This window comes from Arthrobacter oryzae, assembly GCF_030718995.1.
GTDB classification, from domain to species: domain Bacteria; phylum Actinomycetota; class Actinomycetes; order Actinomycetales; family Micrococcaceae; genus Arthrobacter; species Arthrobacter oryzae_C.
The window spans coordinates 4,339,111-4,359,876 of record NZ_CP132204.1; the positions used below are offsets into that span (position 1 = coordinate 4,339,111).

Sequence of the window (20,766 nt, forward strand, 5' to 3'; positions counted from 1 at the left end):
CCGGGACAAAGGGCCCCAGATAAAAATCCCTGATGCTGGAATGCTCCGCTTTTCGGGTCTATGTTGAAGATATGAACAAGGTAGCGAGCCGGCTCTTTGGTGAGATCGAGCTTAACCACGGCCGGGACCACAACGTCGCAGCGAAGCATGAAGTGGACGGGCAGCCGGTTGAGCTGGACCTCATCATCAATGCGCACGACCATTTCGACGAAGCGGCCATGCACAAGGTGGACTACCGGCTGCGGTACCTGCCTGAGCTCGTGGACCAGGTGCGGGACATGATCGCCGAGGAGCTGGAGCAGGAGGGCACCAGCCCCCAGGAGTACCGGCACTTCCACTGCAACGCCATCAAGGATGAGCACCTCAAGAAGGTGTTCGGCGTCGAGGACAAGAGCCAGCTGACGAATGCCGTCTTCCTAAAGGCCCTGAAACTTGGCCACGTGGGAATCTTCCCGGGCCAGCCCGAACGCTACTTCGTCCTGGACTTCACCCTGGGCGAACACTTCACCGACGAAGTCCTGGTGGCGTCCGCGGACGAGGACGGCGTGGTGGACGACGAAATCGTCTGGGAGTCCTGAATCGATTGCTCCGTAGGCGCCCTTTTGAGCGTTGAAAAGGGAGGTTGCTCAGCAACCGAAGTTAAAGTCCGACGGCGCCCGGTCACCGAAAAGGTGACCGGGCGCCGTCGTGCTTCAGGCAGTTGTGGTTACTTTGCAGCTTCCAGCAGTTCAGCGCGGACCGTCTTCGTGGCCGCGACCAGGTTGCGCAGGGACTCTTCGGTCTCGGCGTAGCCGCGGGTCTTCAGGCCGCAGTCCGGGTTGACCCAGAGCTGGCGGGACGGGACGTGCTTCACTGCGGTGCTGAGCAGCTCGGTGACTTCCTGCTCGCCCGGGACGCGCGGCGAGTGGATGTCGTAGACGCCCGGTCCGACGCCGCGGCCGAAGCCGTGGGACTCAAGGTCGTGGACAACCTCCATGCGTGAACGCGCGGCCTCGATCGAGGTGACGTCGGCGTCCAGTCCGTCGATGGCGTCGATGATGGCGCCGAACTCGGAGTAGCACAGGTGCGTGTGGATCTGGGTGGAGTCGGCGGCACCGGCGGTGGCCAGGCGGAACGAGTTCACGGACCAGTCCAGGTAGGCTGCCTGGTCGGCCTTGCGCAGGGGAAGGAGTTCGCGCAGGGCGGGCTCGTCAACCTGGATGACCTTGATGCCGGCTGCTTCCAGGTCGGCGATTTCGTCGCGGAGGGCCAGGCCCACCTGGTTGGCGGTCTCGCCCAGCGGCTGGTCGTCGCGGACGAAGGACCAAGCCAGGATGGTGACCGGACCGGTGAGCATGCCCTTCATCGGCTTGTTGGTGAGGGACTGTGCGTACTCGGCCCACTTCACCGTGATGGGGGCGCTGCGGGTGACGTCGCCCCACAGGATGGAGGGACGGGTGCAGCGTGAGCCGTAGGACTGGACCCAGCCGTGGACCGTGACGTCGAAGCCTTCCAGGTTCTCGGCGAAGTACTGGACCATGTCGTTGCGCTCGGGCTCGCCGTGGACCAGGACGTCGTAGCCGAGTTCCTCCTGCAGCTCCACAACGCGCTTGATCTCGTCCTTCATGAGCTGCTCGTACTGCTCGTTGGTCAGGTCGCCCTTGTTGTTGCGGGCGCGGGCCGAACGGATTTCGGAGGTCTGCGGGAAGGATCCGATGGTGGTGGTGGGCAGCGGCGGCAGGTGCAGGGCTTCTTCCTGGGCGGCTTCGCGGACCGAGTACTCGGAGCGGTTGAAGTCCGCCGGGGTCAGGGCGGCGGTGCGTGCCCGGACGTCGGCGCGCTGGACGCCCTCGGCTGCGGCGCGGGAGGCGATGATCCGGGTGGCCTCGTCGATGGCCGGCTGCACGGCGGCGGCATCGGTCAGCAGGCCGGCAAGGGTAACAACCTCAACGGCCTTCTGGTCGGCGAATGCCAGCCAGCTGCGGAGCTGCTCGGACAGCTGGGTCTCTTCCTCGACGTCGTGTGGGACGTGCTGGGTGGAGGTGGACGTGCTGACGGCCAGATTGGCCACGGACTTCTTCAGTTCGGCGATCTTCTCCGCGGATGCGGCGAGGTCGTTGCGCCAGATGTTGTGGCCGTCCACGACGCCGGCAACCAGGGTCTTGTTTCCGAGTGCGGCGAGTGCCGCTGCGGACGGAACTGCACCCTTGAAGACGTCGACGTGCAGGGCGTCGATGTTGGTGGCGGCGAGCGTGCCGAGCTGGCCGTTCAGTGCACCGTACGGGGTGGAGACGAACAGCTGCGGGCGCCGGGCGGCAGCGGAAAGGACCTCGTAGGAGCGGGCGACCGCGGCCTGGATCTCCTCTGCGGAGGTGTCCTGGTCGACCACCAGGGCGGGCTCGTCCAGCTGGACCCAGCTTGCGCCGGCAGCGGCGAGCTTCTCCAGCAGCGCGGTGTAGACCGGCAGGACGTCCTCGAGGCGGGACAGCGGGCTGAAGCCGGCCGGAGCGCCGTCGGAAGGCTTGCTCAGCAGCAGGAAGGTGACCGGGCCGACGATGTACGGGCGGGTCTCCACGCCGTTGGCGAGGGCGTATTCGAATTCTTCGACGATGCGGTTGGAGGTCAGCGCGAAGTTGGTCTCCGGGCCGATTTCCGGAACGAGGTAGTGGTAGTTGGTGTCAAACCACTTGGTCATCTCCAGCGGCTGCTCGTCCTTGTTGCCGCGGGCCAGCGTGAAGTAGCCGTCGATGTCCAGCTGTCCCTCGGCGTTGAGGAGGTTGCCGAAACGGGCCGGCACGGCACCGAGGTGGGCGGCAGCGTCGAGCACCTGGTCGTAGAAGGAGAAGGTGCCCGGAACGGCCGCTGCTTCCGTCAGGCCCAGTCCCTGCAGGCGCTTGGCGGTGCCCAGTTGGATCTCCTTCGCAGCGGCGTCAAGCGCTGCGGCACCGATCTTGCCGGCCCAGTATGCCTCGACGGCCTTCTTCAGTTCGCGGCGGCGGCCGATGCGCGGGTAACCCAGGATCGAGGCGGACGGGAAGGGAGTGGTCACGGCCGGGGTGTTCTGCTCAGTCATGTGGAATTCCTTGGAAGTGTTGGTGAAATCAGGGGTAATTGCTGTTCGAAGGCGAAGGTGCCGACGCCAAAGGCACGCGCGCTAAACAGTGCGGCGGCGTCGGGCGGTAACGAAGCGGGCGGAGCGGAAGCGGCGTTTCAGCTCGCCATTTCCTTGTGGCGGCGGGCAATGGCGTTGAGCCTGCTCGCCGGACGCGCGGGGCGTGGCAGGGCCAGCTTGTCCAGGACCTCGAGCGCACAGGCGTGTTCGTTGAAGGTGTACAGGTGGATTCCGGGTGCCCCGGCGTCCAAAGCTGCGTTGGCCAGGTCCACTGTTGCCCGGACGCCGATCAGCCGGCGTTCGGTGTCAGTGTCCGCAGCGGCCAGGCGCGCCATCAGTTCCGGAGAAGGTTCGACGCCGGTCAGCTCACCCAGGCGGTTCAGCCTGCGCACGCTTGTCAGCGGCATCACTCCCGGGATGATGGGGATCGTGACACCCGCCCGGCGTGCCCTGGTGATGAGGTCGGCGTACTGCTCGGTGTGGAAGAACACCTGCGTGATGGCGAAGTCCGCACCGGAGCGCTGCTTGGCCAGCAGCACCTCGACGTCGTGGGCCTCGGTCGGTGATTCCGGGTGCCTGGTGGGGTAGGCTGCCACGCCGACCGCCACCTTGCCCGCGCACAACAGGGCCGAACGGCGCTGCTCCACGCGGCGGATCAGTTCAATGAGGTCCTGGGCGTACCGCAGGGAACCGCTGGCCGGTGCCCCGCCGTCCTTGGGCTGGTCACCGCGAAGGGCCAGGATGCCGCGGACGCCGACGTCGAGCAGCTCACCGATGATGCCGGACAATTCCTCGGGCGTGTTGCCCACGCAGGTCAGGTGGGCCAGCGGGCGGAGCGTGGTCTCCAGCAGCAGCCGGTTGATGAGTTCGACAGCGGTGTCCCGGTTGGAGCCGCTGGCGCCGTACGTCACGGAAACGTAGTCCGGGTCCGTGGCTTCCAGCTCGCCGATGGTGGTCCAGAGCGACTCGGCGGCGGCCGGGGAACGCGGCGGGAACAGCTCATAGGAGAGCGCCACCGGAGCGGTGTCGGAGAGATTCGGATGTGTGTCGATAAGGCTAGGTGGAGACATTTGCGTCCTTGGCTTTGGGCCATCGCCGGCAGCTGAACCGCAGTCCATGGGACCGTGGAGACGCTGAACCGGCAATGAATTTGAGTTTGGGGAACACGGAGAGAACTTCGGCAGGGCGCAGCCGCGACTGTTACGCCTGACAAGAAGTTGTCCGTGAGCAAATGTCAGGCCCACATGGGGGCACCCACACCCTCCTGACGGAGGATCGCTGACACGTTACGTCGGTAACTTGTATACGACTCTAGGGCCCGCTTCCGGGGCGTTCAAGCTGGCCGCCGAATTAAGACGCACCTTTACGCTCTGTTGCGTCGCCGGGCAGAACATTGTTCGCCCAACGGGCCCGGATTTACCGGTTCCCTGCCAGCAGGCCCTGCTACCAGGGCTTATCGGTGCCGAGCTCGGCGTCGGCGTTGTTCAAGTACTCGTCCCGCTGCATGCCGCCGTTCCGCTCCCGCTGCGCGGACTTGGCTGACTCCTCCAGCTTGTCGAGCTGGCTCTGCCGCAGTTCCGGATCGGGCTGCGGCTGTTGGTCGCCGTCCTTTCCGGATTCACCATCAGCCCCGCCGTTTCCGAGTTGCTCCGACTTGGAGTGCAGCCGTCCTTCGGCTTCCCGGAGGCGTTGGCCCTCGCCGTCTGCCCCGTTGGGCCTGTACTGGCTGTCTTCCGGGCTGAAGCACCCGGGCGGAGCGGCGTTGACCGCGGCGAGGCCGTCGTCGTACAGCCTGGCTGCTTCGGCGGCGGAGTCCCCCGGGTTCCCGGATTGCGCGGCGTCGGCGGCCTCATCCGCCAGCCTTTCAATCGTGAGCACCAGGTTGACTCGCACCTTGCACTCATCAGCCGGCGGGGCGTCGGCGAGCGATGCCTCAAAGAGGGACCGGGCGCCGGCAAAGTCCCCCCGGAGGACCAGGGCGTCGGCGGCGGCATAGGGCGCCTTGTGCCGTTCCACGATGTTGGCCATGCCCAGGCCGGACGCCGCCGACGAGAGGCCCGCCTGGTCGCCACGGCTGAATGACCGGGCCGCTTCGCCGCCCAGGTAGCCGACGCTGAGCAGCTTGACGGCGAGCGCCGCGGCAAGCAGCACGGGCGCTCCGGACACCAGCAGCAACCGGCGCCTCCGCTGCCTGTGATGAGCGGCCGCGGGTGACAGGGCCTGCTGCCGGCTCATGGGCGGGCCTCCGGTTTTCCGGGGCGGAGCTGCCTCAGCTGGCGGAACACCCGCAGGCTCTCCCACAGGGCGAGGATGAACGCGCCCAGGGCCGGCGCCCAGTAGAGTTCCGCCCTGCCCTCAAGTGAGTCGGGCGTTTCCTTCAGCGCCCCTGGCATGGCTGACTGCATCATCGGTCCTGTCGCGTCCCCGGCAGCGCGGTGGACGTAGGGCACGCCGAGTTGCGCCGCGATCCCGCGCAGTCTCTCTTCGTCGATTCGGGACACGGCATCGCCGGCGCTTCCGCCGCTGCGGTCCTGGATGTATGCAGCGGCTTCATCGGACGAATAGCTGGATTTCTCCTTCATCCGCCCGCCTTGCGAGGAGCCGTAACCGAGAACGGCACCGCCGTTGACCAGCGACGCATCCAGCCGCATGGGTTCCGGTGCCTTGCCGCTGGTCTGCTCGCCGTCGCCGAGGTAGTACACAATCCGTGCCCGCTGAGGGTGGCTGTCCCGGGCCGCCCTCAGCCGGTCGTTGAGCACAGCCCTGGCCGCGGTCACGCTGCTGCCCGTCGAGTACTGGGTGATCTGGGGTTCCAAAACATCGGTCAGTGTGCCGAGGGCCGAAGTGTCCGTAGTCAGCGGCATCCGGACCACAGTTTGGGAGTCGAACGTAATCATGGAAAACCTCGCCCCGGCCAGCTCCGCAGCTATGGCCATGATGTCCTGGCGGACGCCGTCGAGCCTGGGACTGCCGTTCCCGTAATCCTCGGCCGCGATGCTGCTGGTGGTATCCACGACGAAGAAGACGTTCATGTCGGCCGTTGCCGCCCGGACGCTGCCGCCCGGCACACCCGGCCGGAGTGCCGCCAGCAGGAGCAGGAGCACGAGGCCGGCGGGCACCAGCCAGGCTCCCGGTTCAGCGCCGCGGCGCCGGCTTCCTACGGACGTCCACGCCAGGAAACCGAGGGCGGCAACAGCGACGGGGACCATGATCCACCACGGCCAGATGGGATGGAAGGTCATGACCTCAGCCTCCAGGTCGCGCCCACCAGCACCAGTCCGGACGCTAAAGCGACGCCCAGCGGGATCTCGGCGCGGTCTGCGACGGTGGCCTGCGGGGCGGCTTTGAAGGCGGTGGCCTCCGTGGACTCCACCTTGCGGATGATGTCGGGTACCGCGTCCGGGTTGTCCAGCGGGTAGTACGCGCCGCCCGTCCCTTCCGCCGCCGACCGCAGCTGGGCACCCGGTTGTCCGGGGTCTGTCCCGTAGTCGAAATCTCCGGGGTTGAGGGCAAAGACGCGGACGTCCTTCGTCGTGGCCAGCGCCGCAGCTTCCGGCAGTGTGAAGATGGGTTCGCCTGAGACGAAGTTATCGGTGGCCAGGATGACCGACCGTGACCGTTCCTCTGTACCGCTGCCTCCCCCGGGAGCTCCGGCACCGGTTGCCGGGAAACCCTGCACGCAGGAGGCCAGTCCGTCGCCGATCAGGGAGGAACCAGCGCCGTTCCAGGTGCCGTCCAGGAAGCCGGCACTGCCGGGCGCGCCGTCAAACGCTTCCCTGGCCACCTCAAGCTGTTCCTGCACGAAGTTGTAGTCGTCCGTCAGCGGAAAGACCTGCACGGCGCTGCTGTCGAAGACCGTCAGCCCCAGCCGTTCGCCGTCGAACCCCTCCGCCAGCCGGGCGAAGACGTCCACTACCGCCGCATCGGCGCTGCTCATGGATCCGGAGGCATCGAGGCACAGGATGATGTCGCGGTTGCGCTGTTCCGGGCTGACGGTGCTTCGTTCGGCGGGCCGGGCTGCTGCCGCCACGGACGCTGCCATCAGAACCGCCCCGGCGACGGCGGCTACGGTGAGCCAGCGGCGGTGCCGCCGCAACGCTGCCTGGTACTCCGGCAAGTCGGTGAGCCGGTGGCCGTGGGCGACGGGCAGCCGGGTGGCATTCTCGCCCCGCCCCCGTTTCCGGACCATCCAGTAGGTCCCGGTGCCAAGGATGAGGGCGGCCGGAATCATCCACCAGAAGATCAGTTCCATGTCCGGACCACCTCCCGGGCCGTCTCCGCCGCGGCCTCGACAGAGGAGCGGGGCTCAGTGTCCCGGTGTTCGGTCTCGTGAGGTCCAGTGTCCCGGGGTCCAGTCTCCCGGGGTTCAGGGCCGAATGCCGCCGGGTAGAAGCTGCCGACGGCCAGGGCGGCTGACGGAATGTCCTGCTCGCGGAGCTCGGCGAGGGTCATCCGCGGAGCATCGATCCCGGCCATGTCCCGGACAAAACTCCTGATGAGCAGGCTGAGCTCCTGGTGCGAAACCCGTTCTGACAACCGGCCGGCCGAGGCGTCGGCCGCCACGGCATCGATGCGGCGCAAGTAATCGTTTTTCAGGCCGAACGGATCCGACGGCGGGCCGGCGGGCAATGCGGGCGAGGGTTCCTTCCGCTGCCGGGTGCTCAGCAAGACGTAGGCCAGCCAGGCGGCGATGAGCAGCAGCAGGCCCAGGCCGGCCCACGGCAACCAGGCACTGTACTCCAGGGGTGCGTAGAACCCTGTGTCATTTTCCACGGCGGTGCCGTTCCAGCAGGGTGAACACCGCGGACATCACATCATGGCTGCTGCCGGCGTGGACGTGGGCGATGCCCAGCCGCCGCAGCACGGCCTCCCGTGCGGCGTCGCGCTGCTCCTGCGCCGCGGCATAGGCACGCATGACGGCTTCCGATGCTGCGAGGCTGCGGGGAAGGAAGCGGGAGTCCGCAACGTCGTAGCGGTCGCCGGGCCGGGCAGCGGCTGAGTGCGGCCCGGCCAGCTGCGCGTCACGGACGGTCAGCCAGAGGACCTCATGCTGGGCGCGCAAACGGCGAAGCAGCCGCTCCATGCCTGCATCCGGCACCAGTTCGTCAGCCACTACGAAGAGCAGCATGCGCTGGCTGAAGTTGCGAGCCACAAAGGAGAGCTGCTCGCCGATGCCGCTCGCGGGCGATTCCAGCCCAGTGCGGTCGTTGACTTCACGGAGAAGCCGTTCCAGGTGCGCTTCGCCCGCCTTTGCGGGCACCGACCGCGACGTCGTCCCGTCACCGCAGACGAGTCCCACCGCATCGCCGTGGCGGTGGGCCAGGTAGCCCACCACGCCCAGGGCCATCACGGCAATGTCCTTCTTTTCTTCACCCCCCAGCGAAGCAGCAGCCATGTTGCGTCCGGTGTCCGTCACCAGCAGCACAGTCTGCCGCCGCACGGCAACGTAACGCTTGATGAGCGGCGAACCGTGCCGGGCGGAGGCTTTCCAGTCGATGTCACGGACTTCGTCCCCGGGGACGTAGGCCCGGAGGTCGTCGAAGTCCAGGCTGCGGCCCTTGAAGACGGAGCCGTATTCGCCGTCGAGCATTCCCCGGGCCTTGCGGTGGGCGTAGATCGACATCTTCGATTTCACCCGTGTCAGGAGGCTGGACATGCCGGCGCGCTCAGGGTGTCTGGACGGATGCCACAACGGCATCGATGACCGCTTCGACCGGAACCTGTTCCGCCACCGCTTCGAAGCCGAGGATGATCCGGTGCCGGAGCACGCGGTGGGCCAGCGCCTTCACGTCCTCGGGAATCACGTGGTCCCGGCCGTTGAGCAGCGCAACCGCGCGGGCGGCCTGGCTGAAGGCGATGCTGGCACGCGGGCTGGCCCCGAATTCGATGAAGCCCGCCAGTCGGGCGTCGATGTACTGTGCCGCGTTCCGGGTGACAAACACCAGGCCCACGATGTACCTGACGATCGCAGGATCGATGTAGACGCGCTTAACCAGTTCCTGCACCTCCGTGACCGCGTCCAGCGACGCGGCGGCGGCGGGGCGCTGCTCGTCGGTGAAGACGCCGGAGTCGATCCTGCGGATGATCTCAGCCTCTTCGGCCGGCGTCGGGTAGTCCAGGACGTCTTTGAGCATAAAGCGGTCCATCTGCGCCTCGGGCAGCAGGTAGGTGCCCTCCTGCTCGATGGGGTTTTGCGTCGCCAGCACAAGGAACGGGGCAGGCAGCCGGTGCACCACTCCCCCGATGGAGGTCTGCCTCTCCTGCATCGCTTCCAGCATGGCGCTCTGCGTTTTCGCACTGGACCGGTTGATCTCGTCCAGGAGCACGATATTGGCGTGGACCGGTCCCAGCTGGGTGACGAACGTGCCTTTTGCGGCATCATAGATCTGCGTGCCCACGATGTCGCTGGGCAGCAGGTCCGGGGTGCACTGAATCCGCCGGAATTCCGCACTGACAGTCTCTGCTACGGTCTGCGCGGCGGTGGTCTTCGCCAGGCCGGGGACGCTTTCGAGCAGGATGTGGCCGCCGGTCATGAGCCCGACCAGCAGCGATTCCCGCAGCCGCGCCTGCCCCACCACCTTCGCGTCGAAGCTGCGCGAGATGCCCGTCATGACCTGCAGCGCCCGTGCCAGTTCCGCCGCTTCGATCCGGACCGAGCCCGTCGTCTGAAGCACTCGAAATCCCCCTGGTTTCTGTTCCTGGCCGGCGGCTGCTGCTGCCGGTTGGCCGGCGGGCATAACATGTCCGCCACGGGCCATACTATCCAAGCCGTGCCCCGAAGATTCCACAATGGGGAGCCCTCCCCATTGTGGGCCGTGCAGGTCTATCCTGATGGCATGATTCAGCTTCCAGCCAGTTACCAGGAGTATCTCGCCGGCAAGAGCGAGAGTTTCATCAACACCGTCCGGCCGATCCTCATGCAGTCAGCGGCCGACAAGTTGCACGGCGTCAGGGTCCTGTACAACCCCGGCCCCACCGGCCACCAGGCCCACCTGGACGACACCATCCCGTTCGGAACCGTGGTCGAAGACATCGACTGAAGGCCGGCTTAGCCCTTCACCGCTCCGGACAGCGCAAAGGATCCGCCGGCCCCCCGTGCCACCAGGACGTAGAGGACCAGGACCGGAACCGAATAGAGGATGGAGAACGCGGCCAGCTGGCCGTAGGCAATAGCGCCGTGCTGTCCGAAGAAGCTGAAGATCGAGACTGATGCAGGCTGCTTTGACGGCGACAGCAACAGGATGAACGGGACGAAGAAGTTCCCCCAGGTCTGGATGAAAACGAAGATGAACACCACCCCCAGGCCTTGGCGCATGAGCGGCAGCACCACGGCACGCAGGGCGGTGAGCCCGGAAGCTCCGTCCACCCACGCCGCCTCCTCCAGCGAAACGGGAACCGCGTCCATGAAATTCTTGGTCATCCAGATGGCCATGGGCAACGCTGTCGCTGCCATGAAGAGGACCGTGGCCGGCAGCGAGTCGAGCAGCCGCAGCTGGACGAACAGGCCGTAGACGGGCACCATGATGGCCGTGACCGGCAGGCAGGTTCCGCAGAGGATCGAATACATGAACGGCCGGTTGAACCTGGACTGGAAACGGGACAGCGGGTAGGCAGCCAGTACGGCAGCCGCCACGGTCAGCGTCGCCGTCCCGCCGGAAAGCAGGAGGCTGTTCCAGAGCGGCCTGAGCAACAGCTCCGGCGTGAGGACGGCGGAGAAATTTGTCAGCGACGCGCTGGCCGGCAGCCGGGTCTGGTACCCCGCCTCTGCGTCCAGCGAACCAAACACGAGCCACAGCAGCGGCAGGATGAAGCAGGCGCCGATCAGCAGCAGCGCCGCATCTGCGGGACCCCGTGCCCGGCGGCGGCCCGCCGTCGTCATCGTTTGTCGCCTTTCAGCAGCCGCACATAGGCAATGCCGAACACGAGTCCCAGCACAATGAGCACCGTGGCAATGGCGGTGCCGTAGCCGATGTCGCCAAACTTGAAGGCCTCCTGGTAGGCCAGGACAGGCAAGGTGGTGCTTGCGTTGGACGGTCCGCCGGCCGTCATCACCCAGATCAGGGTAAAGACTGCCAGGGTCTGCAGCGTCACCAGCATCAGGTTGGTGGCGATGCTGGACCTGATCAGCGGGAGGGTGATGAACACCAGGCGCTGCCAGCCCGCGGCGCCGTCCATGAGGGCGGCTTCGGAGATGTCCTGTGGCACGTCGGCGAGGGCCGCCCGGTACACGAGCATGGAGAACGCGGTGCCGCGCCAGATGTTGGCCAGCACCACGGCCACCATGGGGTAGGCATAGAGCCAGTCGGCACCCGCAACCCCTGCCCCGCCGAGCAGTTGGTTGAGCGTCCCGTCCTTGCTGAAATAGGCGTAGGCGGCGAACGCGGCAACAATCTCGGGGAGCACCCAGGCCGCCACCACCGCGGTGCCCACGGCAGCTGAGACGGGCTTCCGGGCGCGGGTCATGAGACCGGCGATCAGAAGTCCCAGCAGGTTCTGGCCCACCACCGCGGATGCCACAACAAAGACGATTGTCAGGACGACTGACGCCGGGAAGGCGGAGTCACTGAGCAGCCGTGCGTAATTCTCGACGCCGATCCAGGCCGGGTTCCTGGCGTTGCGTCCGGTGAGAGCCGCATTGGTGAAGGAGGCGTGGAATGACCACAGAACGGGCGCCGCCAGGAATAGGAGGATCAGCAGGACCGACGGCACAACCGGCAGCAGCCGGAGCTGCTGCCGGACCGTTTTTCGTTCACCCATGCGTTATTTCTGCAGGACCTTGGCGTCACCCACCTGGTCCCTGACGGTCTTGTCGTACTGCTCCGCGGCCTCCTGTGGCGAGAGGGCACCGGTGATCACGGCTTCCGTGGCAACCTGCACCGCGACGGAGATCCGTGGATAGTCCGCTGTGGCAGGGCGGTAGTGGGTGACGGAGACGAGCTCGGATACGTCCTTGACGAACGGGTTGGCCGCCAAATATTCGGGTTCGGCCGCGACGTCGGTCCGGACCGCGATCTGGGAACCCGACACCGTGAATGCCAGAGAGTTTTTCTTACTCAGGGCCTCGGTAAGGAACTTGAACGCCAGGTCCGGGTTCTTCGAGTCCGCCCCGACGGCCAGCGTCCAGCCGCCGGACATGCTGACGCCGCCGGGTTCCTGGCCCCGCTGGGTGGGGAACCTCGCCACGCCCATGTCCTCCCCGTAGCCGGCCCACTCGTAGTTGCCGCCCTTCTGCCAGAACGACGGGGTATAGGAACCCTCCACTGTTGCCCCCATTTTGCCTTGCGGCAGCCACTCGCCGAAAACCTTCTTCCAGACGTTGGCGTCGAGCGCTTCGGCAGGAGTGACGGCAAGTCCTTCGTCGTAGAGGGTTTTCAGGAAGGTCAGTGAATCCTTGAACCCCTGCGAGCCAATGACCCACTTCTTCTCCTGCTGGTCATACAGTTCACTGTCCGTACCGTAGAGCAGTTCGTAGAAGCTCTGCATCACGGTGCCCTCGCCGGTGGCCTTGCCGGCATACATGTGGAACGGGACCAGTGAAGGGTCCGCGGCCTTCATCTTGCGGGCGGCGTCGAGGATTTCGTCCCAGCTCCGGGGCTGCCACGGAACGGCAATACCTGCCTTTTCCAGGACCTTCTTGTTGTACCAGATGGCGCGGGTGTCGGTTCCCAGCGGCACCGCGTAGATGCCGCCGTCGTCCCCGGTGCCGGCAGCCTTGGCGGCCTCGTTGTACAGCTTCCAGTCGTCCCATTTTTCGAGGTAGCTGTCCAGTTTCAGGAGGTACCCGGCGTCGACGTCGGACCGTACTTTGAACGTGTCCTCGTAGAAGACGTCCGGGGCTGTCTCGGGCGACCTGAGGGCCAGCGCCAGCTTGGTGCCGTAATCGTCGTCGTTGGCCTCGATGGGCTGCAGTTCCACCGTGGTGCCCTGGTTGGCGGCTTCGAAGTCCTTCTTGGCGTCCTTGAACAGGGTGTCAAGGGCAGTGAACGAATCGGTCTTTTGGTAGACGATCTTCAGGGTCCGGTTTTCGGCGGCGGGCTGTTCCGCGGAACAGGCTGCTGTGGCCAGCAGCGCTGCCGCCGACAAAAGCGCTACAAGGATTCTGGCAGGGCGGTGCATGACGCTCCAATCTTCGAGCGGCTGCAGCCCCCAATGTCCTCCAGCTGGCCCCAGCCTTTAGCCGATATGCAATTTCAGGTTAGTGCTTAGTGCAGGCAACGTGGCGGGGCGCGGCTTCAGCCTTCCAGCAGCAGCCGCTGGGCGCGTGGAGCCAGCGTATGCTCGAGCACAAGGCAGGCAGCCCCGATGGCACCCACGTCCTCCCCCACGCCGGTCCCCACAACTTCTACATCGTGGATCTGGCGGGCCGCACTGTTCTCCTCCACCAGCCGGGGAACGCGGTCCAGGTACCTCCGTGAGAGGAGCGTCCAGAAGGGGCCGCCGAAGACCACCCGCTCGACGTCGAGGGTGTTCGTGACCACGGCTACCGCCCGGGCCACCAGGGCTGCGGAGTGATCAAGGATCTCCGCCGCCTTGCCGTTGCCGGCGTCCGCTTCGTCGCAGAGCCTCGCAAAGCTTGCCTGGATATCCGGGGCTCCGGAGGGATGACGGACAACGTCGAGCACGCCGGCGGCTTCAGCCTGCGCCACGAGGACCTGCGGGATGGCGGTTGATTTCACGCATCCCCGGAGTCCGCAGTCGCAGGGCGCACCGTCCGGGTCCACGATGATGTGCCCGATTTCACCGGCGTTGCCCGAGGTTCCGCGGACCACTTCGTCGTTGAGGACGATGCCGCAGCCGATGCCGGTGCCCATGTACATAAAGACGAAACTTCCGGAGCCGCTGGGACCGCCCGCCCAGGTTTCTGCCACCGCGGCGCTGGTGACGTCCTTGTCCACCAGGGTGGACAGCCCGGTGGCCTCCGCGAGGGCGTCTCGCAGGGGCACACGATCCCAGCCGAGCAGGAGGGGCGGATCTACGACGGTGCCCTCTTCCAGGTTGATGGGGCCGGGTGCGGCCACGCCAAGTCCGGCAATCTTGTCCGGGTCCACTCCGGAGACAGCCACGAGGTCCTTGATTTCGGCGGCAATGGTCGCGATGATCCCCTCAGGGTCGCTCCCGCCGGGAGTGTTGATCCGTGAGTGCCGGACAACGGACCCCACGAGGTCAAGGACCACGAACGTGGTGACGGCAGGATCCAGATGCACACCAACGGCGTACATTCCGGCGGGGTTCAGCCTGAGGATGGTGCGGGGCTTCCCTGGCCCGCTCCCTTCCTTCCCGGCTTCGACAATGAGGTTTTGGTCCAGCAGGCGGCGCGAGATGTTGGAGATGGTCTGCGGGGAAAGTCCGACGATCTGGGCGAGTTCCACCCGGCTGAGTCCCCCAGAAGAACGCCTGATGGCGTCCAGAATCACCGTGAGATTGAAGTCCCCCATACGGGGCAAATTTGTTCCGCGCCTCGGCGATGGCGTGCGGATCTCAGTCACGGATTCCCCTAAACATCTTCGGTTATGCACTGCTGATGGTTGAATCGTACGTTACCTGCGGGCGCGGCGGTACGCCCACACGCGGACTTAAGCCACACCAGGTCCCGTGCGTCCCGTGCTGACCGCGACCGTGAACTTGGCGTTCCTGCCCGCGACACGGGTGGGACCGACAAAGCGTTCCAGTGCCGGGAGGTATTGCAGGTGGCTGTTGTACACGGTCCAGAGCTCTCCGCCCGGCGCCAGCACCCTTCCGGCAGCCCGGAACATCTTGAGCCCCGCCCCGGCATGGACGCTGGCTCCGAGGTGAAAGGGCGGATTCAGCAGGATGAGGTCGGCGCTTCCGTCCGGCAGGGAGCCCATGGCATCGTCCTGGAGGACGGTGATCCGGCCGGCAAGTCCGTTGGCCTCCGAGGTGGCCCGTGCAGAGTCGACGGCGGCCGCTGACTGGTCCGTGGCCGTCACCTTCGATTCCGGATGGCTCCTGGCATACATGGCGGCCAGGATGCCGGTCCCGCATCCGAGGTCCACCACGTTCCCGGCCGCCGGCATGTCCGGCAGGTACCTCAAGAGGAACCTGGTCCCGATATCGAGTTTGGTGCCGGCGAACACTGCCCCGCGGGCGCAGACTGTCAGGTCCAGTTCGCTGTTGCGGTCGGCCACCGGGAACGGTGGCAGGCCCGTGACGGGCCGGGCGTTCCGGGCCAGCAGGACCCTGGACTTCTGCCGGGCCAGCTGCGGCTGGACGTCGGCGAAATACCGTTGCAGCACGCTGTTCATGCCCAGGCTCATGTGCTTGACCCTGCCCCCGGCCAGCAGAACCGTGCCCGGAGCCGCGTAGCGGGCTACTGCATCGGCCGTTTCCTCCAGTTCGGCGAGCGTCTTGGGCAGCTGCAGCAGCACCACATCGACGTCGTCGAACAAGGCCGCACCGAGCGGCAGCTGGTCAAAGCCGGAAGCTATGTTGAGGTTTGCGGCGTTGTTGCGGAGTGCCCGCTCCCCCGTGATGAGGTCTTGGTGGACCTTCACGTTCCGGACCCCGTAAGCGGTAAGCGCACCCAGCGTCAGTGCCCCGTAGCGGTCCCCGATGACCGCTACGCGGCTGTCCGGCGAGAGCAGGTCGGACGCCGTTTCGAGCAGCAGCTTGTCAGTAGCATCCCAGGCCTGAAGGTTGGAGGCTTCAACATCCGGGAACCGGCGCAGGCCGGAGAGGATGGTGTCCAAGCTGTTGTCCGCCACGTGCAAGCTGCCGCCTTCTTTGTCCGAATTATTCCGCTGGCCGGGAGGGTCCTCCGGGCGAAAAGTTACCCAGCAAACCTACCGTGAAACGGCACCACCCGGGGCCGGGCGGCACCCCTTCAGGCCGACGGTGCTCCGTCGGGTCCGTGGCGCGCCAGCATCCGCACGATGCGGGCGACTGCAGCCCTGCCCGCCCGGTTGGCGCCGATGGTGGACGACGACGGCCCGTAACCCACCAGGTGCACCCGTTCCTCCGCTGCCACCTGGGTCCCGTCCATGGCGATGCCCCCTCCGCTGCCGCGCAAGTGCAACGGGGCAAGATGCTCCAGCTCCGCCCGGAAGCCGGTGGCCCAGAGGATCACGCCTGCAGCCAGGAAGCGTCCGTCAGCCAGCCGGACCCCGCCGGGTTCTATCGCCGTAAACATCTCCCGACGGTCCAGGGCGCCGCGCGCGGCGGCTGCACGCAGCGACGGGGTCCAGATCAGTCCCGTCACCGACACCACGCTCTGTGGAGGGAGCCCCTGCCGCACCCGCTCTTCAACGAGGGCGACGGCGTCATGCCCCGCTTTCTGGTCAAAACCGGCCTCGCGCCACACAGGTTCCCTGCGTGTGAACCAGCTTGTGGCGGTGACCTGGGAGATTTCATCGAGCAGGCCAACCGCCGATATGCCGCCGCCCACCACAATGACGTGCTGACCCCGGAAATCCTCTGCCGCCTCGTAGTCGGCCACATGCAGCTGACGGCCCCGGAACGTGGACTGGCCCGGGTAGATGGGCCAGAACGGCCTGGTCCAGGTGCCGGTGGCGTTGATGACCGCCCGTGCAGACCAGCTGCCCGCAGAAGATTCGATCCTGAGGCGTCCAAGGGGTTTGTTGTCTTCACGGGAGACCGAGCGGACCTTCACGGGCCGCAGGATGTTCAGCCCGAGCCCCTCCTCATAGTCCCCGAAGTAGCGTGAAAGGAATCTTGCACTTGGCTCGGCCGGGTCGACGTCCGGCTTGGGAATGCCGGGGAGGTCGCTGATGCCGTTGACTGTGGCCATCCGGAGGCTTTTCCAGCGGTGCCGCCACGCGCCGCCGGGTCCGGCTTCGCCGTCAAGGACAACGTAGGAGCCCGGTGCGTCCTGCACAACCGCGTCCGCGGCTTCTCCTGCGGGGCGGAAGCCGCGGCGCTGCAAATGGTACGCCGCGGACAAGCCGGCCTGGCCCGCGCCGATCACGACTACATCCGAGGCACGCAGTACCGCCGCCCGGGCGTCAGTGATTTCCGCCACCTAGACTTTTTTGACCACGCTGGACTTGAGCTGCATGGGACCGACGCCGTCCACCTTGCAGTCGATGTCATGGTCTCCCACGCCGTCCATGAGCCGGATGCCCCGGACTTTCGTCCCCACCTTGATGACCGTGGAACTTCCCTTGATCTTGAGGTCCTTAATGACCGTGACCGTGTCACCATCCGAGAGGAGGTTTCCCACCGCGTCCTTGACGACAGCTGCCGCCGCTTCGGAAGTTTCCGCGGCATCGGCGGACCACTCGTGGGCGCACTCCGGGCAGACCAGCAGTGCTCCCATCTCGTAGGTGTACTCGCTGGCGCACTCGGGGCAAGGGGGAAGGGATTCGTTCACGGTCCCATATTAGTCGAGCGTTAACAGCAGAAGCCGCGCTGGCCCGTCCTGGGGTGCGCGGCTTCTGCTGTTGAGATATGGGTGGAGCTGAGGGGACTCGAACCCCTGACCCCCTGCATGCCATGCAGGTGCGCTACCAGCTGCGCCACAGCCCCAAACTCGTGTTTCTTTCGGAGCGATGTCCGTAAGCAACTTGATTATCTTAAACCACAATCGTGTAAGACGCCAATTCGGCCCCGGTGTGCGGCAGCCCGCCGCCGTCGACCGCCACGACTGCACACGAAAAGCGCCGGAACGCCGCTTAATCAGCGTGGAATTAAAAAAGTCCGCCGGAATCTTTCGATTCCGGCGGACTATTCGGTGGAGCTGAGGGGACTCGAACCCCTGACCCCCTGCATGCCATGCAGGTGCGCTACCAGCTGCGCCACAGCCCCGAATTTTCATTGCTCCGGCACCTTCAGTTTTCACTGTAGGGCCCGGTTCTGCGTCCGGATCTCTCCGAAGCAACTCAAATATCTTAGAACAGCCGTTCCGAAAATTCCAAATCGGGCATATTCGGTGGCGTCTTCCCGCTATTCGCTTTCGGAAGAGACGGCTGCCTTGGCCGACGCGTCATCCCCGAGCTGCAGGTCTACCACGGGGCAGTCCTTCCAGAGACGCTCAAGCGCGTAGAACACGCGGTCTTCCTCGTGCTGGACGTGGATAACGACGTCGGAGTAGTCCAGCAGCACCCAGCGTCCGCCGGAGCGGCCCTCACGGCGGACCGGACGGAGATCCTGCTTGCCAAGTTCCTCTTCGATGCCGTCAACAATGGCATTGACCTGGCGCTCACTGGGCGCCGAAGCGATCAGGAACACATCGGCCAGTGCCAGCCGCTCGCTGACATCCAGGCCGACGATATCCTGGGCTATTTTGTCTGCAGCGGCACGCGCGGCGACGCGGGCTATGGCGATGGATGAATCTGTTGCAGTCACGGGACTCCTTGTAGTGTTTTAAAGCTATGTTTGTCCGGCACTGAGGGAATCAGCGCCGTAATATCGGAAGGGCAGCCGCGCATTGTGATGCGCCGGTGCGTGTGATCAGGGGGCCAGGCCGCTGATAATCATGGTGACCCCGGCAATCAGCGCCACGATCCCCAGTGCGAGGACTGCCAGCTGCAGCAGCCGGATACGATGCGCCCGGCCCAGCCCGGCGGTGACGGCGTCCAGCGGTTCGAGTCCGTAGGCCGTATTTGCGGCCACGCGCGGCCGGTCAACGAAATTCTCGCTGGCTTCGGCCGACCAGGAATCAGCAGGCTCGGCGGCAGCGGCCTTGGCTGCCGTGGGATCGGCCGCGGCTTTGGCTGCCGCCTCAGCCCGGGCAAGGACGCCTGCACGGCCTGTCGCCGGTCCGGGAGTCCGCCTCGTCGGCCCGGATTTGCGTGAACCCTTGGGGCCGGACGGCTGCAAGCGCGGGCCGGGATTGGTCACCACGGGTACATACGATGTAGCCGGTTTCTTCATGACCGGCCGGTCAATCCCCGGAACCTTCTCGAACTCCAGCGGCGTGACCATCGCAAGGTTGCTGACGGCCGACGGCTCCGTCTTTGGGTTCGCAGGCTGGCTGGCCTGTTCGGCCAGCTTTTGCTTGGCCATGGCTCGCTTGTTCAGGATGGCAGCGCGCTCGGCCAGAGCGATCTGCTCCGCGAGGATTTCCGGGTCCACCGCTTCGGGATCCGTCGCCGCGATGTGCTCCATCTTGGCAATCTGATTCCTGGCCTGTTCGGCGATGAGAGAACGCGCCGCGAGGGCCTGTTCGACGGTCATACCATCAGGAAGGTTGCTGTCCGCGTTTACCTGAGGGGTACCGGCCCCGGGCGCTTCCGACTGATGAACGGCCGACTGCGGCGCCGATTGACCCGGACGGGCCTGCGGGGCCGGCTGTCCCGGACGGGCCTGCGGCACGGTGCGCTGGGCGGCGGTGCGCGCCGGCGGAACAATCGGGTTCGCGGCAGTGGCCGGTGCGGCCTCGGCCTGAAGCTGCTGGAGGCGGAGCTGGCGTCGCGTGGGCGGACCGCCGCCGGACAGCCGCTCTTCCTTTTGGGCCAGTTCCTTGATGGTGCGCAGGGCTGCGCGGTCCCTCGCCCGGCTCTGCGAGGAACGTTCGGATCCGGAGGGAGTCCGAACGGAGTCCACCGGCCCTGGAGCTACACGGCGGATGCGGCCTGTGCCGTCCTCGCGGATGCGGGCCGGCGTCCCGTCGCCGGGCAGTTTGGAGGCAGGGGGAACGGGACCCGGCGCCGAGGGACCCGTATCCTGCGGTGATTCCACGCGCTCATCTCGGGCCTGCCGCAATTCGCGACGGCTACGGAGGGGAGGCTGTTCCTGGCTCATCTAACAACTCACTCGGTACTGGCTGGTTCGTGTAACTCGGTAGGTGCGGCCTTGTTGTCCGGGTCGGACTGCCCGGCATAGAGGCCGTATTTCGCAATGTACTGGACCACCCCGTCAGGGACGAGGTACCACACGGGGTTGCCGGCCGCGACCCTCGTCCGGCAATCAGTGGACGAGATTGCCATGGCGGGCACTTCCAGGAGGCTGACGTCTTTCCTGCCCATCCCATCAAGGACGTGACCCGGCCGGGTCACACCGACGAAATGCGCCAGCGACCACAGTTCATCGATGTTCTTCCACGACAGGATCTGTGCCATGGCGTCCGCGCCGGTGATGAAGAACAGATCAGCATCCGGCCGCTGCGTACGAAGGTCACGCAGGGTGTCGATCGTGTACGTGGGCCCGGGACGGTCAACGTCAACCCTGCTGACGGTGAACCTGGGGTTTGATGCCGTGGCAATGACCGTCATGAGATACCGGTGCTCCGGTTCGCTGACCTGTTTGTGCGTCTTTTGCCACGGCTGCCCGGTGGGTACAAACACCACTTCGTCGAGGCCGAACTTCGCCGCAACTTCGCTGGCCGCGACAAGGTGGCCGTGATGGATGGGATCGAATGTCCCGCCCATCACACCCAAACGCAGGCGGCGCTTGGCGCCGCGCCGCTTCAGGACCGCAGTGATGTTAGTGGCCTTGACCGTGATCGTGCTTGTTCGGGTGCTGGCGGTGGGGATCCGAGTGTTCCTCAACGGCTTCGTGCCGGTTGCCGAGGTTGCTGTAGGACAGCGTCACAAACATCATGACGAGCATGATCGCAAAAATGGCCACGCCGAAAACCCACGGTTCGGCCCACAGCGGAGCCAGTTCTTCATGTTCGGCGACGGACGCGCCAACCTGCTGCAGCAGCATTTTCTCCCCTAAAGAGTTCACACAATGACGACGGCGGGCATTCCCGCCGT

The 20,766-nt window shown here is 65.9% G+C and carries 21 protein-coding genes and 2 tRNA genes; 2 read left to right on the forward strand and 21 right to left on the reverse strand.

Going from position 1 to position 20,766, the window contains the following annotated elements; translation table 11 throughout:
* The first annotated feature begins 71 nt into the window (after positions 1-71).
* A complete protein-coding gene (locus Q8Z05_RS19960) occupies positions 72-578 on the forward strand; it encodes a DUF2004 domain-containing protein (RefSeq protein WP_305941271.1) in 507 nt (168 codons plus the stop codon).
* 128 nt (positions 579-706) lie between these two features.
* Here the strand turns inward: Q8Z05_RS19960 and metE are convergent, their stop codons facing one another.
* The 8 genes from metE to Q8Z05_RS20000 form a co-directional block, all read right to left on the reverse strand.
* Positions 707-3,052 (reverse strand): 5-methyltetrahydropteroyltriglutamate--homocysteine S-methyltransferase, encoded by a 2,346-nt coding sequence (gene metE, locus Q8Z05_RS19965; RefSeq protein WP_305941272.1) that lies wholly within the window; start codon positions 3,050-3,052, stop codon positions 707-709.
* 137 nt (positions 3,053-3,189) lie between these two features.
* The gene (locus Q8Z05_RS19970) at positions 3,190-4,161 is read right to left on the reverse strand and encodes a methylenetetrahydrofolate reductase (RefSeq protein WP_305941273.1); all 972 of its coding nucleotides are present in this window, start codon (positions 4,159-4,161) and stop codon (positions 3,190-3,192) included.
* A gap of 373 nt (positions 4,162-4,534) precedes the next feature.
* The gene (locus tag Q8Z05_RS19975) at positions 4,535-5,326 is read right to left on the reverse strand and encodes a hypothetical protein (RefSeq protein WP_305941274.1); all 792 of its coding nucleotides are present in this window, start codon (positions 5,324-5,326) and stop codon (positions 4,535-4,537) included.
* On the reverse strand, positions 5,323-6,333 hold the full coding sequence (locus Q8Z05_RS19980) for a VWA domain-containing protein (protein ID WP_305941275.1): 1,011 nt from the start codon (positions 6,331-6,333) through the stop codon (positions 5,323-5,325). The genes Q8Z05_RS19975 and Q8Z05_RS19980 overlap by 4 nt, the downstream gene beginning before the upstream one ends.
* Entirely contained in the window at positions 6,330-7,343 is a 1,014-nt protein-coding gene (locus Q8Z05_RS19985; protein WP_305941276.1) for a vWA domain-containing protein, read from the reverse strand. Before Q8Z05_RS19985 ends, Q8Z05_RS19980 begins: the two co-directional genes overlap by 4 nt.
* On the reverse strand, positions 7,334-7,864 hold the full coding sequence (locus Q8Z05_RS19990; RefSeq protein ID WP_305941277.1) for a hypothetical protein: 531 nt from the start codon (positions 7,862-7,864) through the stop codon (positions 7,334-7,336). The genes Q8Z05_RS19985 and Q8Z05_RS19990 overlap by 10 nt, the downstream gene beginning before the upstream one ends.
* Positions 7,854-8,747, reverse strand: a complete 894-nt coding sequence (locus Q8Z05_RS19995) for a DUF58 domain-containing protein (protein ID WP_305941278.1) — start codon at positions 8,745-8,747, stop codon at positions 7,854-7,856. The genes Q8Z05_RS19990 and Q8Z05_RS19995 overlap by 11 nt, the downstream gene beginning before the upstream one ends.
* Positions 8,748-8,757: 10 nt before the next feature.
* Entirely contained in the window at positions 8,758-9,765 is a 1,008-nt protein-coding gene (locus tag Q8Z05_RS20000) for an AAA family ATPase (protein WP_305941279.1), read from the reverse strand.
* A gap of 162 nt (positions 9,766-9,927) precedes the next feature.
* On the opposite strand from Q8Z05_RS20000, the gene Q8Z05_RS20005 reads away from it, so the two are divergent.
* The gene (locus Q8Z05_RS20005) at positions 9,928-10,131 is read left to right on the forward strand and encodes a hypothetical protein (protein ID WP_305941280.1); all 204 of its coding nucleotides are present in this window, start codon (positions 9,928-9,930) and stop codon (positions 10,129-10,131) included.
* 8 nt (positions 10,132-10,139) lie between these two features.
* Here the strand turns inward: Q8Z05_RS20005 and Q8Z05_RS20010 are convergent, their stop codons facing one another.
* From Q8Z05_RS20010 to Q8Z05_RS20070, 13 genes are all read right to left on the reverse strand, one after another.
* On the reverse strand, positions 10,140-10,970 hold the full coding sequence (locus Q8Z05_RS20010) for a carbohydrate ABC transporter permease (protein ID WP_305941281.1): 831 nt from the start codon (positions 10,968-10,970) through the stop codon (positions 10,140-10,142).
* Positions 10,967-11,848 (reverse strand): carbohydrate ABC transporter permease, encoded by an 882-nt coding sequence (locus tag Q8Z05_RS20015; protein WP_305941282.1) that lies wholly within the window; start codon positions 11,846-11,848, stop codon positions 10,967-10,969. Before Q8Z05_RS20015 ends, Q8Z05_RS20010 begins: the two co-directional genes overlap by 4 nt.
* Before the next feature lie 3 nt (positions 11,849-11,851).
* Positions 11,852-13,207 carry an extracellular solute-binding protein gene (locus Q8Z05_RS20020; RefSeq protein ID WP_305941283.1) on the reverse strand — a complete coding sequence of 452 codons (1,356 nt, stop codon included), beginning with the start codon at positions 13,205-13,207 and terminating at the stop codon, positions 11,852-11,854.
* Positions 13,208-13,323: 116 nt separating this feature from the next.
* Positions 13,324-14,526, reverse strand: coding sequence for an ROK family transcriptional regulator (locus Q8Z05_RS20025; RefSeq protein WP_305941284.1), 1,203 nt, complete (start codon positions 14,524-14,526; stop codon positions 13,324-13,326).
* 138 nt (positions 14,527-14,664) lie between these two features.
* A complete protein-coding gene (locus tag Q8Z05_RS20030) occupies positions 14,665-15,813 on the reverse strand; it encodes a class I SAM-dependent methyltransferase (protein WP_305941285.1) in 1,149 nt (382 codons plus the stop codon).
* 119 nt (positions 15,814-15,932) lie between these two features.
* Positions 15,933-17,087: an NAD(P)-binding domain-containing protein gene (locus Q8Z05_RS20035; RefSeq protein ID WP_305941286.1), complete on the reverse strand. Its 1,155-nt coding sequence runs from the start codon at positions 17,085-17,087 to the stop codon at positions 15,933-15,935.
* Complete coding sequence (locus Q8Z05_RS20040) at positions 17,088-17,438, reverse strand: zinc ribbon domain-containing protein YjdM (RefSeq protein ID WP_305941287.1); 351 nt, start codon at positions 17,436-17,438, stop codon at positions 17,088-17,090.
* An 82-nt stretch (positions 17,439-17,520) separates the two neighbouring features.
* Positions 17,521-17,593: transfer RNA gene (locus Q8Z05_RS20045), tRNA-Ala, on the reverse strand.
* A gap of 206 nt (positions 17,594-17,799) precedes the next feature.
* Positions 17,800-17,872, reverse strand: a tRNA-Ala gene (locus tag Q8Z05_RS20050).
* Between the two features lie 138 nt (positions 17,873-18,010).
* The gene (gene rsfS, locus Q8Z05_RS20055; protein WP_305941288.1) at positions 18,011-18,412 is read right to left on the reverse strand and encodes a ribosome silencing factor; all 402 of its coding nucleotides are present in this window, start codon (positions 18,410-18,412) and stop codon (positions 18,011-18,013) included.
* A 105-nt stretch (positions 18,413-18,517) separates the two neighbouring features.
* Positions 18,518-19,810 (reverse strand): hypothetical protein, encoded by a 1,293-nt coding sequence (locus Q8Z05_RS20060; RefSeq protein ID WP_305941289.1) that lies wholly within the window; start codon positions 19,808-19,810, stop codon positions 18,518-18,520.
* An 8-nt stretch (positions 19,811-19,818) separates the two neighbouring features.
* Positions 19,819-20,436, reverse strand: a complete 618-nt coding sequence (nadD, locus tag Q8Z05_RS20065) for a nicotinate-nucleotide adenylyltransferase (protein WP_305941290.1) — start codon at positions 20,434-20,436, stop codon at positions 19,819-19,821.
* A gap of 55 nt (positions 20,437-20,491) precedes the next feature.
* The gene (locus Q8Z05_RS20070; RefSeq protein ID WP_305941291.1) at positions 20,492-20,716 is read right to left on the reverse strand and encodes a hypothetical protein; all 225 of its coding nucleotides are present in this window, start codon (positions 20,714-20,716) and stop codon (positions 20,492-20,494) included.
* Positions 20,717-20,766 lie beyond the last annotated feature (50 nt).

What these genes read in the sequence shown, in the direction of transcription:
- Q8Z05_RS20015 (WP_305941282.1), bottom strand. Translation starts at nt 11,848, where the DNA reads ATGGGTGAACGAAAAACGGTCCGGCAGCAGCTCCGGCTGCTGCCGGTT.
- Q8Z05_RS19975 (WP_305941274.1), bottom strand. Translation starts at nt 5,326, where the DNA reads ATGAGCCGGCAGCAGGCCCTGTCACCCGCGGCCGCTCATCACAGGCAG.
- Q8Z05_RS20070 (WP_305941291.1), bottom strand. Translation starts at nt 20,716, where the DNA reads ATGCTGCTGCAGCAGGTTGGCGCGTCCGTCGCCGAACATGAAGAACTG.
- Q8Z05_RS19985 (WP_305941276.1), bottom strand. Translation starts at nt 7,343, where the DNA reads ATGGAACTGATCTTCTGGTGGATGATTCCGGCCGCCCTCATCCTTGGC.
- Q8Z05_RS19970 (WP_305941273.1), bottom strand. Translation starts at nt 4,161, where the DNA reads ATGTCTCCACCTAGCCTTATCGACACACATCCGAATCTCTCCGACACC.
- Q8Z05_RS20010 (WP_305941281.1), bottom strand. Translation starts at nt 10,970, where the DNA reads ATGACGACGGCGGGCCGCCGCCGGGCACGGGGTCCCGCAGATGCGGCG.
- metE (WP_305941272.1), bottom strand. Translation starts at nt 3,052, where the DNA reads ATGACTGAGCAGAACACCCCGGCCGTGACCACTCCCTTCCCGTCCGCC.
- Q8Z05_RS20005 (WP_305941280.1), top strand. Translation starts at nt 9,928, where the DNA reads ATGATTCAGCTTCCAGCCAGTTACCAGGAGTATCTCGCCGGCAAGAGC.
- Q8Z05_RS19960 (WP_305941271.1), top strand. Translation starts at nt 72, where the DNA reads ATGAACAAGGTAGCGAGCCGGCTCTTTGGTGAGATCGAGCTTAACCAC.
- Q8Z05_RS20020 (WP_305941283.1), bottom strand. Translation starts at nt 13,207, where the DNA reads ATGCACCGCCCTGCCAGAATCCTTGTAGCGCTTTTGTCGGCGGCAGCG.
- Q8Z05_RS20060 (WP_305941289.1), bottom strand. Translation starts at nt 19,810, where the DNA reads ATGAGCCAGGAACAGCCTCCCCTCCGTAGCCGTCGCGAATTGCGGCAG.
- nadD (WP_305941290.1), bottom strand. Translation starts at nt 20,436, where the DNA reads ATGGGCGGGACATTCGATCCCATCCATCACGGCCACCTTGTCGCGGCC.
- Q8Z05_RS20025 (WP_305941284.1), bottom strand. Translation starts at nt 14,526, where the DNA reads ATGGGGGACTTCAATCTCACGGTGATTCTGGACGCCATCAGGCGTTCT.
- Q8Z05_RS19995 (WP_305941278.1), bottom strand. Translation starts at nt 8,747, where the DNA reads ATGTCCAGCCTCCTGACACGGGTGAAATCGAAGATGTCGATCTACGCC.
- Q8Z05_RS19980 (WP_305941275.1), bottom strand. Translation starts at nt 6,333, where the DNA reads ATGACCTTCCATCCCATCTGGCCGTGGTGGATCATGGTCCCCGTCGCT.